Origin of the sequence: Algoriphagus alkaliphilus (assembly GCF_900103735.1) — a bacterium.
GTDB lineage: Bacteria > Bacteroidota > Bacteroidia > Cytophagales > Cyclobacteriaceae > Algoriphagus > Algoriphagus alkaliphilus.
The window spans coordinates 188,116-202,130 of record NZ_FMXE01000008.1; the positions used below are offsets into that span (position 1 = coordinate 188,116).

Genomic DNA, 14,015 nt, shown 5'->3' on the forward strand with positions numbered 1-14,015 from the left:
TCAAATGAAGACCATATATTTTAATTGCACGCTTTTGTCTGATGTTGTTTTAAACAGCAAACTGGCTACAGAAGGAAATATGACCACCCTGGATTTCATTCCGGGAAGTAATTTTCTGGGAATTGTAGCCAAACACCTTTATGGTAAAGTAACCAATGTAGAGGCTTTCCAAATTTTTCACTCAGACGAAGTAAGATTCAGTGATGCAAGGATTGCTACCAGCCAAGGTGAAATTACCTATGCTGTTCCGTTTACTTTTTTTCAACAAAAGGAGAAATCAAAATTAGAGCAAGACCACATTTATTTGCACCACCTGATTACTAAGGAGAATCATCCAAAGGACGATAAAGAGACACCATTACAGTTACAACAATCCCGAACAGGCTATATTTCTGCAAAAGGAACTTTGGTAAAAGAGATTCAAAAAAAATTCAGTCTGAAATCTGCTTATGATAGGGATTCGAGGACTTCCAAAACCGGAAATATGTTTGGTTTTGAAGCTCTTCCTGCAGGAACAAGCTTTATTTTTTCAGTCGAATCTAAAAATGAATCTTTGCTCGAACTAGTAACCAAAGCCCTGAAAGGAACCCAGCGACTAGGTAAATCAAAGACCGCTGAATTTGGGCAGGTACAAATTGAACTTTTCGATATAAAAGAAGAAATCAAATCCTTTGATTCCAATGGAAAATTTGTACTCGTTTATGCGGAAAGCAATCTCTGTTTTTTCAACGAAAATGGACAGCCAACCTTCCAACCAACTGTCAAAGATCTAGGCCTGGAAGATGGCGAAATAGATTGGTCAAAATCTCAAGTTCGAACCTACAGTTATGCACCATGGAATGGCCAAAGAAAAACCACTTCTACACAAAGGCATTGTATTCTGAAAGGATCCGTATTTTATATTAAAGGCCCAAAATCTTCAGAATCATCCAAATACATTGGAAATTATCAGGCTGAAGGATTGGGTAAAGTCATTTACAATCCTGAGTTTTTAAAGGGAAAAGAAAATTCAATTGAAGCTGAACTGAAAGTGTCCCTAGACAAGTCTGATTCAACAGGATTCAAGAAAGGAACCTTAAAGACCCCACTTTCAAACTTCCTGCACAATAAATATTTGGCTAGTAAAGTAGAGCTTATGACCTCACAGGAGGTGCAGAAATATGTGCATCAGGAAGTTCCGACTACTTACAGCAAGCTCAAAGATGTCTCTGCCAGCCAATGGGGGACTATCCGATCCATCGCTTCAAGAGCCAAAGACAATAAGGAAATTAAAGACAAGCTCTATGATGGAAAAGATGCCTACCTCTCCCATGGTGTAGCATTCGAGAAATGCTGGGGAGAAAATGGAAGTAAAAGATTGAATCAGTTTAAAGCAATTATCGCAGAAATTGAAAATCCAAAAAATCCTAAAGAGGGAGATTTGAAGGCAGATCTGAGGATATTCATTGCCAAGTTCGCCTCCGAAATGGCCAAAAAATTTAAAAAACAATAATCATGGCACAAACAATCATCAAATACATCGCAAGATTTTTATTGAGGGCAGAAACACCCCTTTTTGTTGGTTCCGGCAACTCGACACTTTTGAAAGATGCGCTGGTGCAAAAAGATGCCAATGGATTTCCAATGATCCCCGGTACTTCCTTAGCCGGAGTGCTCAGACACAGCTTTGCCAAGCTTCCAGAGAATAGCATGTTAGCAGCAATTTTCGGAGATTCCAAAGGCGGAGATACTGGTACAGGATCTTTGCTTAAGGTAAGTCCCGCATTGATGATGCTGGACAATAGCACAACTTCAGAAGGACTGATTTTAGACCAAAAATGGAATAACTTAAAAGAACAGTTTGACCATTTACCCGTTCGCCAACATGTCAGAATGAACGACAAAGGAGTAGCCGAAAAAAACGGACTTTTTGACAATGAAGTGATCTTCAAAGGAACACGGTTTGTTTTTGAGTTGGAACTGACTGATCTATCAGGCAATTTCCAACAGGACTGGCAAGAATTGATAGACATCATACAAAGTCCTGAATTCAGAATAGGTGCAGGAACCCGAAACGGCTACGGCTGCCTCAAAGTCCAAAAGATTCAACACAGGAGGTTTGATCTTCGAAATGAACTAACAGCTTTCTTGAATTTTTCTCCCTCCTTTAATGACATTGATTGGACTAAAGAGGAAAGTACTGATTCTGTCGAACATCCCAACAGGAAGTCAAAAATCCATTATACCTTAAAACTTACACCCGATCCTTTTTTCATTTTTGGATCCGGCTCTGGAGATGAAGATGTGGACAACACCCCACTGGAGGAAGAAGTGATCACATACACTTCCGATGGAATCAAGTTCCAAAAACAAACAGTTATCCCCGGGTCATCCATTAAAGGAGCACTTGCACATCGGGTGGCTTATCATTTTAATAAAAGAAATCAAAGATGGGCTGGGACAATGGGTCCCAAAATCGGAGTTGAAAATGAAGCGGTAGCTGAACTTTTCGGAAAGGCTGGTAAAAGTGTCCCTGATCCGGCTGCTGGAAAAGTATTCATTAATGATATCTTTCTCTCTTCTGATAAAGTCAAAAATGACAAAATTCTCAACCATGTAGCAATTGACAGATTTACGGGAGGGGCATTAGAAGGCGCTTTGTTTTCAGAGAAGGTTAGCTATTTAGAAAAAGATGTTTTAGGAATAGATGTCTTTTTGGAAGAAAATGTAGCATCTAACTATGCAGAGGTACTTGAAGAAGCACTCTTGGACATCTGCAAAGGATTACTTCCATTGGGAGGAATGACTACCAAAGGTCATGGGATTTTTACAGGATCCTTAATTAAAAACCAACAAGAAATTTTCAGCTACTAAAATTCGGACCATGAATAACTATATCCTAAAAGAAATCAATACCCTCCATACTATCCCCAATTATAAGTTTACGGGATATTACTGGGTCTCTGATCAAGATAAACCTGTAATGCTATTCGATGAAGTATTCCCGAAAGACAAATTTGAAAAAGGAATAAACCCTTTCTGCATCGAGGCCCTGCTTTATTCCGAAACTGAACAAGTTTCAATCCACATCCAGCACACTGGCCACTACTTGATACATGCCTATGACCTGAAGCAATTGGCTGGTTTGGAAGTAGTAGAAAAAACCTATCTCCCTCACAAGCTGGAAAATGTGGAAAAAGTCAAATTCAAACAAGTGTGGGAAGAAGTTCCTCTTCACGTCAGTGGCGATGAAAGCATGCCAACCCTCAAACCCTCAGCTTTAATTTTCTCTGGCTTTAACTACTAATCCTATGACCATCGTAAAATCCCCCTATAATTTCGTTCCTGCACCCACCGAAGCACAGGTTTTTACACCGGACTGGGCAGACAAAGTAAGCCATGATGTCCCATTTGAAGATGGAGAAAGTGGCGAGATCGAAATCGAAATCACCGCCGAGACCCCGATTTTTATCCGAAACGGACATGCAAAGCCTGGAGAAAACGAGAAACCGACTCAGGAATTTTCCCATTACATCGACTCAAACGGTCAGAAGCAATATTTTATCCCCGCTACTTCATTGAAGGGAATGGTGAGAAATGTGATGGAGATTATGAGTTTTTCCCGGTTAAATAAAGACCTGATCAATGACCATCGCTACGCTTTTAGAGATTTATCTGGTTCCACTAATCAGTATATGACAAGATATAAAGCCTTTGAAATCAAAGGAGGTTGGATGACGGAAGATAAGGAGGGGAATTGGAAAATTGAAAAATGTGAAGATTTGGCTTTTATTGAACATATCGAATTAAAAGAATCATTTGGCTTACCTTTTCGAGATTATTATCTAAATAAGGATCCAAAAGGTAAAAATGCCAAAGACAAATATGAGGACAGAACGGTAAAAGAAATTAGTCTAACAAGCACTTTTTCAAAATTTCAAAAACCTATTTCTGAGGGTTCTCCCATTACCCTAAAAATGGCTAAGAAAGATCCAGCAGGACATAATGGCCGATTGGTTTTTACTGGTCAACCTAGCAAACGTAAAGAAGATTTGAGAGATATAGATCCTACCCATAGGTTTAGTAGTTCAGGAAAAACAAGAGAATTTGTCTTTTTTGATGACCCGAATCCTAAAGAACTGGACGTTAATAAGGATCAACAGAAAGACTTCAAATTCATCTATGGTCATGACGATCCTAATAACCTCTCTCCCGATTGGAAATATTGGAGAGAAAAACTAAAAAAAGGCGAAAAAATCCCCGTGTTTTTTTCAGAGGATAATTCAGGGATTTTACAGCACTTCGGTTTGTCCTATATGTACAAATTGCCGTTTAAATATAAAATTTCTCACTTAGACCCTTTAAAGACCTATTCAAAAAGCCGCGATCTAACGGAGACTCTTTTTGGCTATGCAGAAAAAGAAGACGCTTTCAAAGGAAGGGTAATGTTTGGCCATGGCTTGGCTGAAAAATCAAGTGTCAAAGAATTGAAAACCGTGGATGCAATCCTTGGCGGACCCAAAGCTTCCTATTTCCCTTACTATTTAACTCAGTTTCAAGAAAACGGAAAACACTTTACCTACGATGATTTGAATGCGGTTTTAAGAGGCTTTAAAAGATACCCAGTAAAAACCAAAGAAGAGAAATCATTAATTGGTGATAATACTAAGGTGATCTCCCAATTCAAACCATTAGATAAAGGCGCAAAATTTAAGTTGAAGGTTAGGTTCCATAATCTGAAACAAGCGGAAATCGGAGCTTTACTTTCAGCAATTAGTTTTCATGGTTACTCTGACCAGTTTTACCATAGTTTGGGTGCTGCAAAACCACTTGGATATGGTAAGGTGAAGATTAGCATTAAGGGTTTAAAATTTCTCAAAAAATCAGCCGAAGAATACATGCTGGATTTTGAGAACTTAATGAGTTCGATCAATCCTGATTGGCTGCATAGCCCACAAATAAATGAACTCTTTGCTATGGCAAAAGGTGGTGTAGATGAAGACTTTTTACAATATCCTTCAGTTCAAGATTATGCAGATTACAAAAAGAAAAAAGTCAATAATATCGAGAAGGATCTTGACAAGCTTGATAGTTTTACTGAGACTTTTGAATTACAGGATTTATCAAAAAATTTAAAACCATTTGCCCTTAGACTAAAGCCTCAAAATTCGCTGGTTTTGGATTTTGATAACTATCAAGACTTGTCCAAATATTTAAATGAGGAGATTAGTGTTTTTAGCGAGTTTACAGAGAACAATAAGAAAATAATTTTGGATAAGCTGATTGAAATCATTGAATCAAAACATAAGGATTCCCTTAAAAAACTGAAAAAATCGGCTCATTGGAGTGGAAACATTACAAAATGGTTAGGAGAGGATTTGAAAATATCCCTTCAAAATAAATATGGACTGGGTATAGAAGATTAACCTAATATGCCCCACCTCCTCTCCATCATCTCCGATCAGGCTGTGCCAAATCTGCATTTTATCAAGCAGTTTCAGCAGCCTGGTTGTTTTTATCTCTTTGTGACTACACAGGAGATGGAAAACAAAAAAGTAACCCAAAATCTGATTGAGGCTTTACAACTCGACTTGAAACATTGTCGAAAAATCCTCATCGATGCAAATGATGCAAGCCTAATCCAACGGCAACTCGAACAGTTCAATTTCTCTAAGGAAGCTGAGTACCTGATCAATCTGACAGGAGGAAATAAACTGATGTCCCAGATGGTGTACCAGCACTTTCAGGCCTACACTTCCAGCATGTACTATGCGCCCATTGGATCGGCAAGCTATCAGCAACTCTTCCCGGACGTGAAGCAACTTCCCAAAAATCCCGAGGTAAACATTTCCTTAGCGGAATACCTCGAAGCCTATGGCTTTATGATAGAAAGCTCATTGGATTATTTCGAGGGTACTCCCAAACCTGAGATTTTGATGAAAAAACTTCTTCAGGAAGGACATCCTTCAAGAGTTCCAGTAATCAGTCGGGCTACCCAACAGGAATACAAAGACGAGGATAAAAACTACCTCATGGGCACTTGGTTTGAGCTCTACTGCTACAAAGTTTTCCGGGATGCCTTTGAGCTGGCTAACACCCAAATTGCCTGTAATGTGAAAATCAGGAGAAAAGACAGCACCAGTCCTTACGAGCATGACAATGAATTTGACTTGATGTTCATTTTCCAAAATGACCTATATGTCATGGAGTGTAAAGTCTTTCCGACAGAGAACCTGAAGATCGAAAAGGTCTCGACTCCCATGTTTAAACTGGCCTCTTTGACCAAAAACTTTGGATTAAAGTGTAAAAAGTACCTGGCGATCCTGGGAGGAATCACCCAAGTACCTCAGGCAAGAACCCAACTGGAAAACCTTCAAATCACTCTCGGAATTGAAAAAATTCTGGAAATGGAGGATTTTAAAAATTACTCCGGTCGAGAATTATTGAGCATCAATCTCCATCAAAAATTGGATGCTCTTTTGGAAAAATTTAATCAAAAATAGAAAGCAACATGTCCAGAACCATACTTGTCTCCTTAATCAGTGATCAGGCTATCCCAAATGTTTTATTCATCAAGGAAATGCCGGAAGTTGATACTTATTTATTCATTTCATCTCCTGATATGGAACGTAAGGGAATTAGTGAGAAAATTAGGCTTGCATGTATTGAAAAGGTAAAGGAATTTGAAATCATTGAGGTCGATGAATATAATCTAAAGTTATTTGACCAGAAAATTGAAGAGAAAATTAAAATCGAAAATGAAACTAAGATTTATCTTAATATAACTGGAGGTACAAAAATTATGGCTCTGGGAGCTTTTTCCTACTTTGGGAAATTCCCCAATGCAAATGTTTTTTATTTAGATGGAGGCCGAAATCAATTTAGGCAAATTTTACCTCCAATTGATCAAAACATAATTCCTCATACTTATAAAATTGACCTTGCTACCTATTTAATTGCCAACGGAGTAAGAGATGGTGCTAATAAAAATTACGAACAAAAGGACATCCTAAAAAGAAATCAAACCATAAAAGATTTTGAAACATCTCAAAAGATTTTAAATGTATTTTTAAATAACAGAAATCATAAAATATATGAATCAATCAAATTTTTACACATCAATGAGCTAAGAGAGAAACAGTTAAAATTAGATGAATATCCTGCCTTTAATAATCATTATGCAGAATTAATTCGCTTTGGATTTGAACCTATCAATAAATCTAAGGGCTGGCTATCCAAAAAAGAAACAAAGTATTTAACTGGCGACTGGTTTGAAGAGTATATTCTTTTCATAATTAAGAAATTATTTAATTTTGATGGCCCCGAAATTGCTATGGGTATACACATCTACAGGGAAGGGACTCCAAACGAAATAGATATTCTATTTACTCATAAGAATTCTCTTTATTATATTGAATGTAAATCCTCTATTTCTATAGATGGGCAAATTAATAATAACTTGTATAATGATACTTTGTATAAAACTGCTGCTCTCAAAAAAGACTTTGGACTATATGTCAATACCTATCTATTTTGTACAGACGATTTAACCCAACTCAATGAAAATCAAAAAAACAGGGCAAAATATCTAGGAATTAATTTAGTTGGAGCTGAATATTTAAAAGATGAATCTAAATTAAAGAAGCTTTTTAAACTTGAAAAATAATGCTCCTCAACTTCTCAAACCACCCCTCCTCCTCCTGGCCTGAAAATCAAATCCAATGGGCCACACAGAACTACGGAAAAGTCGAGGATTTGCCATTTCCCCATGTGGACCCCAACCTCAATGAAGTCGCTCTTGACAAATTGGTCGATGAATATCTCCACAAAGTCTTGGAAAAAAGACCAAAACATGTCCATATCATGGGCGAACTCACCTTCTGTGTGGCACTAATCAAAAAATTACAAAAATCGGGAATCTCCTGCCTCGCTTCTACCACCAACAGAACCACCGAGGATCTGCCCGACGGCACCAAAATCTCTAAATTCAAATTTGTCCGGTTCAGACACTATTGGCCATGAATAATCCCCTTGTCCTCAACGAACAGCAGCAGGACGCTTTCGACCGCCTGATTGAGTTCCTCCAACTCCCCGATCAGGCATTTTTTATCCTCAAAGGCTACGCAGGCACCGGCAAAACCACCCTCCTGCAGCACCTCGCTGCCTATCTCGACGAAAAAAAGACCGTATTCTCTCTCCTGGCCCCCACAGGTAGGGCAGCCTCAGTACTTAGCACCAAATCGGGATTTCTGGCCCGAACCCTCCATTCGGAACTTTACCATTTCAAAGACATTGACGGGGATGCCGATCCCGGCAAAGAAAATACAAAAGAAGAAGACTACGGACAGATGAGGCTCCTCTTCGAAATCCGAAAACCTGACGAGGACATCCAAAAAGTCTACATCGTCGATGAGGCATCCATGATCGGGGACGAGCGAAACGACGACTCCTCCTTTGCCTCTTTTGGTTCCGGACACCTACTCACAGACTTCTTGACCTTGGTGGGCAGCAACAAGGTGATTTTTTCCGGTGACCCTTGCCAACTGCCCCCCGTGGGGTCTCCGGATAGTCCCGCTTTGTCCGTTGATTTTTTCAGAAACTTGGGTAAAAAAGTCTTTTCCTTCGAGATGACTCAGATACTCCGGCAAAAACAGGATTCCGAAGTCCTCAAGCTTGCTACCCGCGTTCGTAAGATGACCAGTCTCCAATTTAATACCAAATGGGTCAAACTTCCTGCAAGAAACAGCCCTACTATTGCTGTCCTACCTTTTGAACAAATGAAGGAAAGATACCTAGAAGAACTTGTTCAAAACGGTTCCGGAAACAGCATTGCTATCAGTCTCAGCAATCTAAACTGTCATCAAATCAACCTCCTAGTCCGAAAAAGACTCTATCAGGACCCCCACTGCCCACTTCAGGCGGGAGACCTGCTGATGGTGACCCAAAACAACTACTTGGTACCCCTGACCAACGGGGACTTTGTAGAGGTCCTCCAAGTGGGGTCATCTCTGTCCGTAAAGGGTATCAGCTTTATCCATGTCACTGTAAAAGCCCGACTCACCGGCAAACCGCACGAAATCCTGCTCTGCCTTGATCCCCTTCACAATGGACACGCCAATCTCAATCCCGAGCAGCAGCGGCTACTTATGATAGATTTCAGCCAACGGATGAGGGAAAAGAAAATAAAGCCTAAGACCGAGCTCTACTATTCTGCCATGCAAAAGGACCCCATCCTCAACAGTCTTCGGGCCAACTTCGGTTATGCGGTCACCTGCCAGAAAAGTCAGGGAGGCGAATGGGACAAGGTCTATTTCTTTCTCAACAGGGGAATGTATGTCATGGATCCACCGGAGCTCACCCGATGGTGGTACACCGGAATTACCCGATCCAGAGACAAGCTTTTTCTTGTCTCCGAGTGGTGGATAGGGTGAGTAAATTCCAAACTTTTCCAAAGTTTGGAACTTTGGAAAAGTTGTTAGTAAGGACCCAACCTGTCAGGTTTTTTTCTGATTCTCATTAGTTGAATAAATCTTAAACCTGACAGGTTTTTTTAACTAAAACCAACTGCGATTCGGTAAGCGAACGTGAAAAAATAGATCAAATCGGTCAGGTTTTTGTCTGATTTTGATTTTTGATTGATTATTTAAATCTTAAACCTGACAGGTTTTTTATCGGAAACCAAATACGATTCGGTATGGAACTAGAAAAATTTGATCAAACCTGTCAGGTTTAGATTAAAGAACCCATTTTTACTAAAACGCCATGCATCTAGTTATCAACTCCTATGGAGCCACCCTGATTCGCGAAAACGGCCTCTTCGTCATCCAGACCGAGGAAGGCAAGCAATCCTTCCCGCCGGATATGGTCAAAAGCATCTCCATCTCCAAAGCCGCCCGCATCACCAGCGATGCCATTATCCTGGCCATACACCATCAAGTGGATGTGCTATTCGTCTCGGATACTGGCAATCCGGAGGGCAGAGTCTGGTCTGTCAAATATGGCAGTATCTCCAACATCCGACGTGCTCAACTCAATTTCCTCTATTCCCCGGCAGTAATTCCCTAGGTCAAAGAAATGATCTATGAAAAACTTGATGCTCAGGTTGCACTTTTGCTCGCTGTCCAACCTCCCAAAGAGGTCCTGCCTGCCCACAACCTGATCAAATCCGCCATCAACAGCATCGAAGACTACAAAGACAAAATCAGGGCCATTGAAGCAGAACACCTCTCGGATATCAGCCCTACCTTGCGAGGATGGGAAGGTGCTGCTTCCAAACGCTACTTTCAGTCCATTGCATCACTGATGCCGGAGCGTTTCAGCTTTGAGGGCAGAGACCGCATGCCTGCCAAAGACCCCTTCAATGCCATGCTCAATTATGCTTATGGCATGCTCTACAGCAAAGTGGAAGGTGCATTGATCAAGGCTGGTATCGACCCTTACGTGGGTATTTTCCATCGGGACGAATACAACCGGCCGGCCTTGGTGTACGACATGATCGAAAAATACCGCGCCTGGATGGACTACGTCGTCATCCAACTCACTACCCAAGAGGCAATTCCCGCAGAAGCTTTTGAAATCTCCCCTGTCAACGAAGGCTTGCTCTTGGGTCCACTCGCCAAGCGAATCCTCATCCAATCTGTCAACGATTACCTTGGTGAGGTCATCCCGATAGGCAACCGAACTGTCAGTCGTCAAAGTCACATCGACCTACAGATGCAGGCTTTAGCACAATTTTTCACCAAAACAGCCTCCCTATGATCCGGCTAGGCAAGCAAGTGACACAGGCTGGTGATCAGCTACAGGACATCACCCTGGTCAAATTCCACAAAGCCCTGCTTAATCCCGACGGGGAAGTAGCCACGCTGCAGCGAAGACTTCAAGCGATCCGTGCCTTGGATCCGGCTCAGTACCGCAGACTTAAAACTACCCTTCCCTATGTAGTATGTGCTGACTTTCATCCCAAAGTCCGGAGAAAAGAAAACTTCCTGCATGCCGATCGGTTCATCCTGGACATTGACCACCTTTCGGACTTTGGGCATGATCTGGAGGAGCTCCGCACCAAACTCAAACTTGACCCCCAAGTAGAACTCCTTTTTGCTTCCCCGGGAGGGGATGGATTGAAGGTTCTTTTCAAATTGGACAAACCCATCTCTGATGCGGCATACTATGCGGGATTCTACAAAGCGTTTGGGTTGGTATTCCGAAACCGCTACCAGCTCGGAGAAGCGCTCGATATCAAAACACACGATGTCAGCCGCTGTTGCTTCGTCAGTTTTGACCCGGGTGCCTACCACAATCCCGAGTCTGAAGGGATTCAGGCCGAGATATACCTGAAGCAGGAAGATCTGTTTGCGCTGGACGAACTCAAAGCTGCCGTCAAAGAAGCTACCGCAGCAGTACAGCATCCCCCTTCTCCCGAAAATTCCAATCAGGAACTCCCCGATGAAGTGATCAAGCGGATCAAAGAAAAAATGGGCATGAAGGTCCATCAACCCCGTCAAAAGGACTATGTGCAGCCCGAAGAACTCGAGGAGATCATGGATCTGATCAAAGGACTACTAGAGGGAATCCAACTTGAACTGAGCAGTGTCAGGCCTATTTCCTACGGAAGACAGTGCAAAATCAACTCCGGAAAGATTTGGGCTGAACTCAACATCTTCTTTGGCAGAAGAGGAGCCAATGTGGTGGCGACTACTAAAAGCGGGTCAAACAAGGAACTGGCCAAGCAGCTCGTCGAGTACCTCCAAAGCGAACTGACCCCCTACTCCTGATCCGATGGCCAAACCAAAACCAAGAGAATTCAATCTCAAAGAGCAAATTGCAAAAATCCAGAACGCAGGACTATTCCGGCCCCCGGAACAGGAAATCGACACCAATCTCTCGGAAGAAGATCAACTCGCTCCCCTGCCCGAACGAATCAAAAAAATCCTCGGCATACTCCAAAGCAAGCCCGTCAAAAGCACTACCATGAATTACCTGATCATGTATGATATCCAAAATAACAAGGTGAGAAACCTCGTGTCCAAATATCTACTCAAAAACGGGTGCATACGGGTTCAAAAATCCGTTTTCCTGGTTCATTCGGATCACAAAAAGTTTGACGAGATCCGGGACACGCTCGTTGAAATCAACGAAATCTATGAAAACAACGACAGTATCATCCTGGTCCCTCTCAATATTTCTGACGCCAGAAGTATGAAGCTGATCGGTAAAAATGTCAACATCGAACGCATCATTGATCCTCCCAACACTGTTTTTCTATAAGCCATGAGTCTAGCAGAAGTCAAAAATCTCAGAAACCAAAACCGATACGAAGACGCCTATCGATTGTCCAAATCAGACCTGGAGTCCAAGCCTGAGGATATTTGGATGAAAAGAAGCCATACTTGGTCGATCTATTACCTGATCAAAAAGCACGTACAAGCCGGAGAGTCAGCCCAGGCCAAGCGGTTCTATGCAGAGTTTGAAGCCTTGCAAATGCCTCCGGATGAAACCCTCATCTACGAACGCATGGCCTACTTCAGAGAAGTACTCTCGGCCAATTACATCGCCGCTAAGCAACTGATCCAAGAAGGCAAATTTGAGGAAGCGTTTGACCTGCATGCCGCTGCCGAAAGCCCCAAGTCGGAACAACTCGCCTGGAGCCTCTATTATCTGGTCAGAAATCAGAACAAATCCAAAAAACCCGAGACCGCAGTACTCATGCACCGGCTGGATTTTTTTAAGAAAAACGCCACCCCCCAAAAGCTATTGGTCTTCAAACTGCTCCTGCAGGAACTGATCAAGCTCCCCGCAGAACTGTGGAGCGACACCCCGCTGACTCAGTACCTGGAGTTTCTGGGATTTTTTGATCTCCTGGATACCGAAGATTATGAAAAGCAAGACTATGAAGGCAAGAAAATCATCTCCCTGGCAGAGCGGCTTCACATCGCCTTTTCCAAGGCTCTGATCCGGGAGAAAGCCTCCAAAGCACGGGTGGAAGACTACCTCAGGCAAATCGTAGAACCCCTGCTCGAACCCCACAAAGGGATGCTCTATGTTCCGTACTTCAAAGCCAAGCTGCTCCTGGAGATCGGGGACAGAGTGGAAGGCTTGGCGGCTTTTATGCCCTTTGCACGAAAGAAACAAGGAGAATTCTGGGTTTGGCAGGTATTTGCGGAATACTATCACAGCGACCCCGAGCTTTACCTGTCCTGCCTCTGCAAAGCGATGACCTGCAGGACCAAGCCGGAGTTCCTTTCCGGGATCAAGGAACGCCTGATTACGCACTTGATTCAGGCAGAAGACTATGACTGGGCCAAATCAGAGCTCATCCAACTGATGAAGCTCCGGGAAAAACAGGGATGGGGTAGTCGAACCTCCCATCGCGCTTGGATAAACTCCCCTTGGTACACAGCAGGTTTAGAAATCCCACTGCGGGGTAAGTACGAAAACTACCTGACTCCTGCCGAGAAATTACTCGGAGGGCGTTCAGACTCTACTTCGAGTGAGGAGCTGCTGGTAGTGGTAGATAATCTCAATCCGGACAAAAACATGCTCAACTTTCTGACTCGGGACAAAAAGAAAGGCTTTGGCAAATATCAGGGAATAAAACCAGAAGTGGGCGGACTGTACCTGATCAGAGGAGCAGGCGGCGGCGACGGTTTTTATAAAATCGAAAGCTTGCAAAAGGCGGAAGACCGGCAGGAGGAGATGATCCACCTTAGAAAACAGGTAAGTGGCACATTGCTGAAAAAACCCGGACAATCCTTTGGGTTTGTATCCGGGGTGTTTGTGTCACCCGGTATGATCCAAGCGTATGAACTTAATGAAAATGAAGCACTCGAAGGAGTCGCCGTGTACGGACCTGTCAAAGGCAAAGATACCTGGGCCTGGCGGATGGTCAAGATGATCAAACCCGAAAAAAAAATAGCCCTTAAACTAGGCACAGAATACTAAAACTTCCCCTACATTTGACTATGAGGCTGATAGACCATCCGTTTATTTCCGGCAAAAACGCTCAAAAAATCAGGAAACGAAGGCGTAATCCACTTAAA

The 14,015-nt window shown here is 42.4% G+C and carries 11 protein-coding genes and 1 pseudogene; all 12 read left to right on the forward strand.

What is annotated here, in order from left to right; translation table 11 throughout:
* Positions 1–4: 4 nt before the first annotated feature.
* Positions 5–1,492 carry a hypothetical protein gene (locus tag BLQ81_RS07510; protein ID WP_139183581.1) on the forward strand — a complete coding sequence of 496 codons (1,488 nt, stop codon included), beginning with the start codon at positions 5–7 and terminating at the stop codon, positions 1,490–1,492.
* Positions 1,493–1,494: 2 nt separating this feature from the next.
* Positions 1,495–2,853 carry an RAMP superfamily CRISPR-associated protein gene (locus BLQ81_RS07515; protein WP_092729330.1) on the forward strand — a complete coding sequence of 453 codons (1,359 nt, stop codon included), beginning with the start codon at positions 1,495–1,497 and terminating at the stop codon, positions 2,851–2,853.
* A 10-nt stretch (positions 2,854–2,863) separates the two neighbouring features.
* Positions 2,864–3,286, forward strand: a complete 423-nt coding sequence (locus BLQ81_RS07520) for a TIGR04423 family type III CRISPR-associated protein (protein WP_092729331.1) — start codon at positions 2,864–2,866, stop codon at positions 3,284–3,286.
* 4 nt (positions 3,287–3,290) lie between these two features.
* Positions 3,291–5,405: a TIGR03986 family type III CRISPR-associated RAMP protein gene (locus BLQ81_RS07525; protein ID WP_092729332.1), complete on the forward strand. Its 2,115-nt coding sequence runs from the start codon at positions 3,291–3,293 to the stop codon at positions 5,403–5,405.
* 6 nt (positions 5,406–5,411) lie between these two features.
* Positions 5,412–6,482 carry a Card1-like endonuclease domain-containing protein gene (locus BLQ81_RS07530; RefSeq protein WP_092729333.1) on the forward strand — a complete coding sequence of 357 codons (1,071 nt, stop codon included), beginning with the start codon at positions 5,412–5,414 and terminating at the stop codon, positions 6,480–6,482.
* Between the two features lie 8 nt (positions 6,483–6,490).
* Positions 6,491–7,645, forward strand: coding sequence for a Card1-like endonuclease domain-containing protein (locus BLQ81_RS07535; RefSeq protein ID WP_092729334.1), 1,155 nt, complete (start codon positions 6,491–6,493; stop codon positions 7,643–7,645).
* Complete coding sequence (locus BLQ81_RS07540; protein WP_092729335.1) at positions 7,645–8,001, forward strand: hypothetical protein; 357 nt, start codon at positions 7,645–7,647, stop codon at positions 7,999–8,001. Before BLQ81_RS07535 ends, BLQ81_RS07540 begins: the two co-directional genes overlap by 1 nt.
* Positions 7,998–9,410: an ATP-dependent DNA helicase gene (locus tag BLQ81_RS07545; RefSeq protein ID WP_092729336.1), complete on the forward strand. Its 1,413-nt coding sequence runs from the start codon at positions 7,998–8,000 to the stop codon at positions 9,408–9,410. The genes BLQ81_RS07540 and BLQ81_RS07545 overlap by 4 nt, the downstream gene beginning before the upstream one ends.
* A 331-nt stretch (positions 9,411–9,741) precedes the next feature.
* A pseudogene (gene cas1 / locus BLQ81_RS07550) lies at positions 9,742–10,737 on the forward strand (CRISPR-associated endonuclease Cas1).
* Positions 10,734–11,750 (forward strand): CRISPR-associated primase-polymerase type B, encoded by a 1,017-nt coding sequence (locus BLQ81_RS07555; RefSeq protein ID WP_092729337.1) that lies wholly within the window; start codon positions 10,734–10,736, stop codon positions 11,748–11,750. Before cas1 ends, BLQ81_RS07555 begins: the two are co-directional and overlap by 4 nt.
* A gap of 4 nt (positions 11,751–11,754) precedes the next feature.
* Positions 11,755–12,243, forward strand: coding sequence for a CRISPR-associated endonuclease Cas2 (gene cas2 / locus BLQ81_RS07560; protein WP_092729338.1), 489 nt, complete (start codon positions 11,755–11,757; stop codon positions 12,241–12,243).
* 3 nt (positions 12,244–12,246) lie between these two features.
* Positions 12,247–13,917: a DUF7017 domain-containing protein gene (locus tag BLQ81_RS07565; RefSeq protein ID WP_092729339.1), complete on the forward strand. Its 1,671-nt coding sequence runs from the start codon at positions 12,247–12,249 to the stop codon at positions 13,915–13,917.
* Positions 13,918–14,015: the final 98 nt, after the last annotated feature.

Excerpts from the sequence above, each read along its gene's own strand:
- BLQ81_RS07545 (WP_092729336.1), top strand. The coding sequence starts at position 7,998 with ATGAATAATCCCCTTGTCCTCAACGAACAGCAGCAGGACGCTTTCGAC.
- BLQ81_RS07565 (WP_092729339.1), top strand. The coding sequence starts at position 12,247 with ATGAGTCTAGCAGAAGTCAAAAATCTCAGAAACCAAAACCGATACGAA.
- BLQ81_RS07530 (WP_092729333.1), top strand. The coding sequence starts at position 5,412 with ATGCCCCACCTCCTCTCCATCATCTCCGATCAGGCTGTGCCAAATCTG.
- BLQ81_RS07525 (WP_092729332.1), top strand. The coding sequence starts at position 3,291 with ATGACCATCGTAAAATCCCCCTATAATTTCGTTCCTGCACCCACCGAA.
- BLQ81_RS07515 (WP_092729330.1), top strand. The coding sequence starts at position 1,495 with ATGGCACAAACAATCATCAAATACATCGCAAGATTTTTATTGAGGGCA.
- BLQ81_RS07510 (WP_139183581.1), top strand. The coding sequence starts at position 5 with ATGAAGACCATATATTTTAATTGCACGCTTTTGTCTGATGTTGTTTTA.
- BLQ81_RS07520 (WP_092729331.1), top strand. The coding sequence starts at position 2,864 with ATGAATAACTATATCCTAAAAGAAATCAATACCCTCCATACTATCCCC.
- BLQ81_RS07555 (WP_092729337.1), top strand. The coding sequence starts at position 10,734 with ATGATCCGGCTAGGCAAGCAAGTGACACAGGCTGGTGATCAGCTACAG.
- BLQ81_RS07540 (WP_092729335.1), top strand. The coding sequence starts at position 7,645 with ATGCTCCTCAACTTCTCAAACCACCCCTCCTCCTCCTGGCCTGAAAAT.
- cas2 (WP_092729338.1), top strand. The coding sequence starts at position 11,755 with ATGGCCAAACCAAAACCAAGAGAATTCAATCTCAAAGAGCAAATTGCA.
- BLQ81_RS07535 (WP_092729334.1), top strand. The coding sequence starts at position 6,491 with ATGTCCAGAACCATACTTGTCTCCTTAATCAGTGATCAGGCTATCCCA.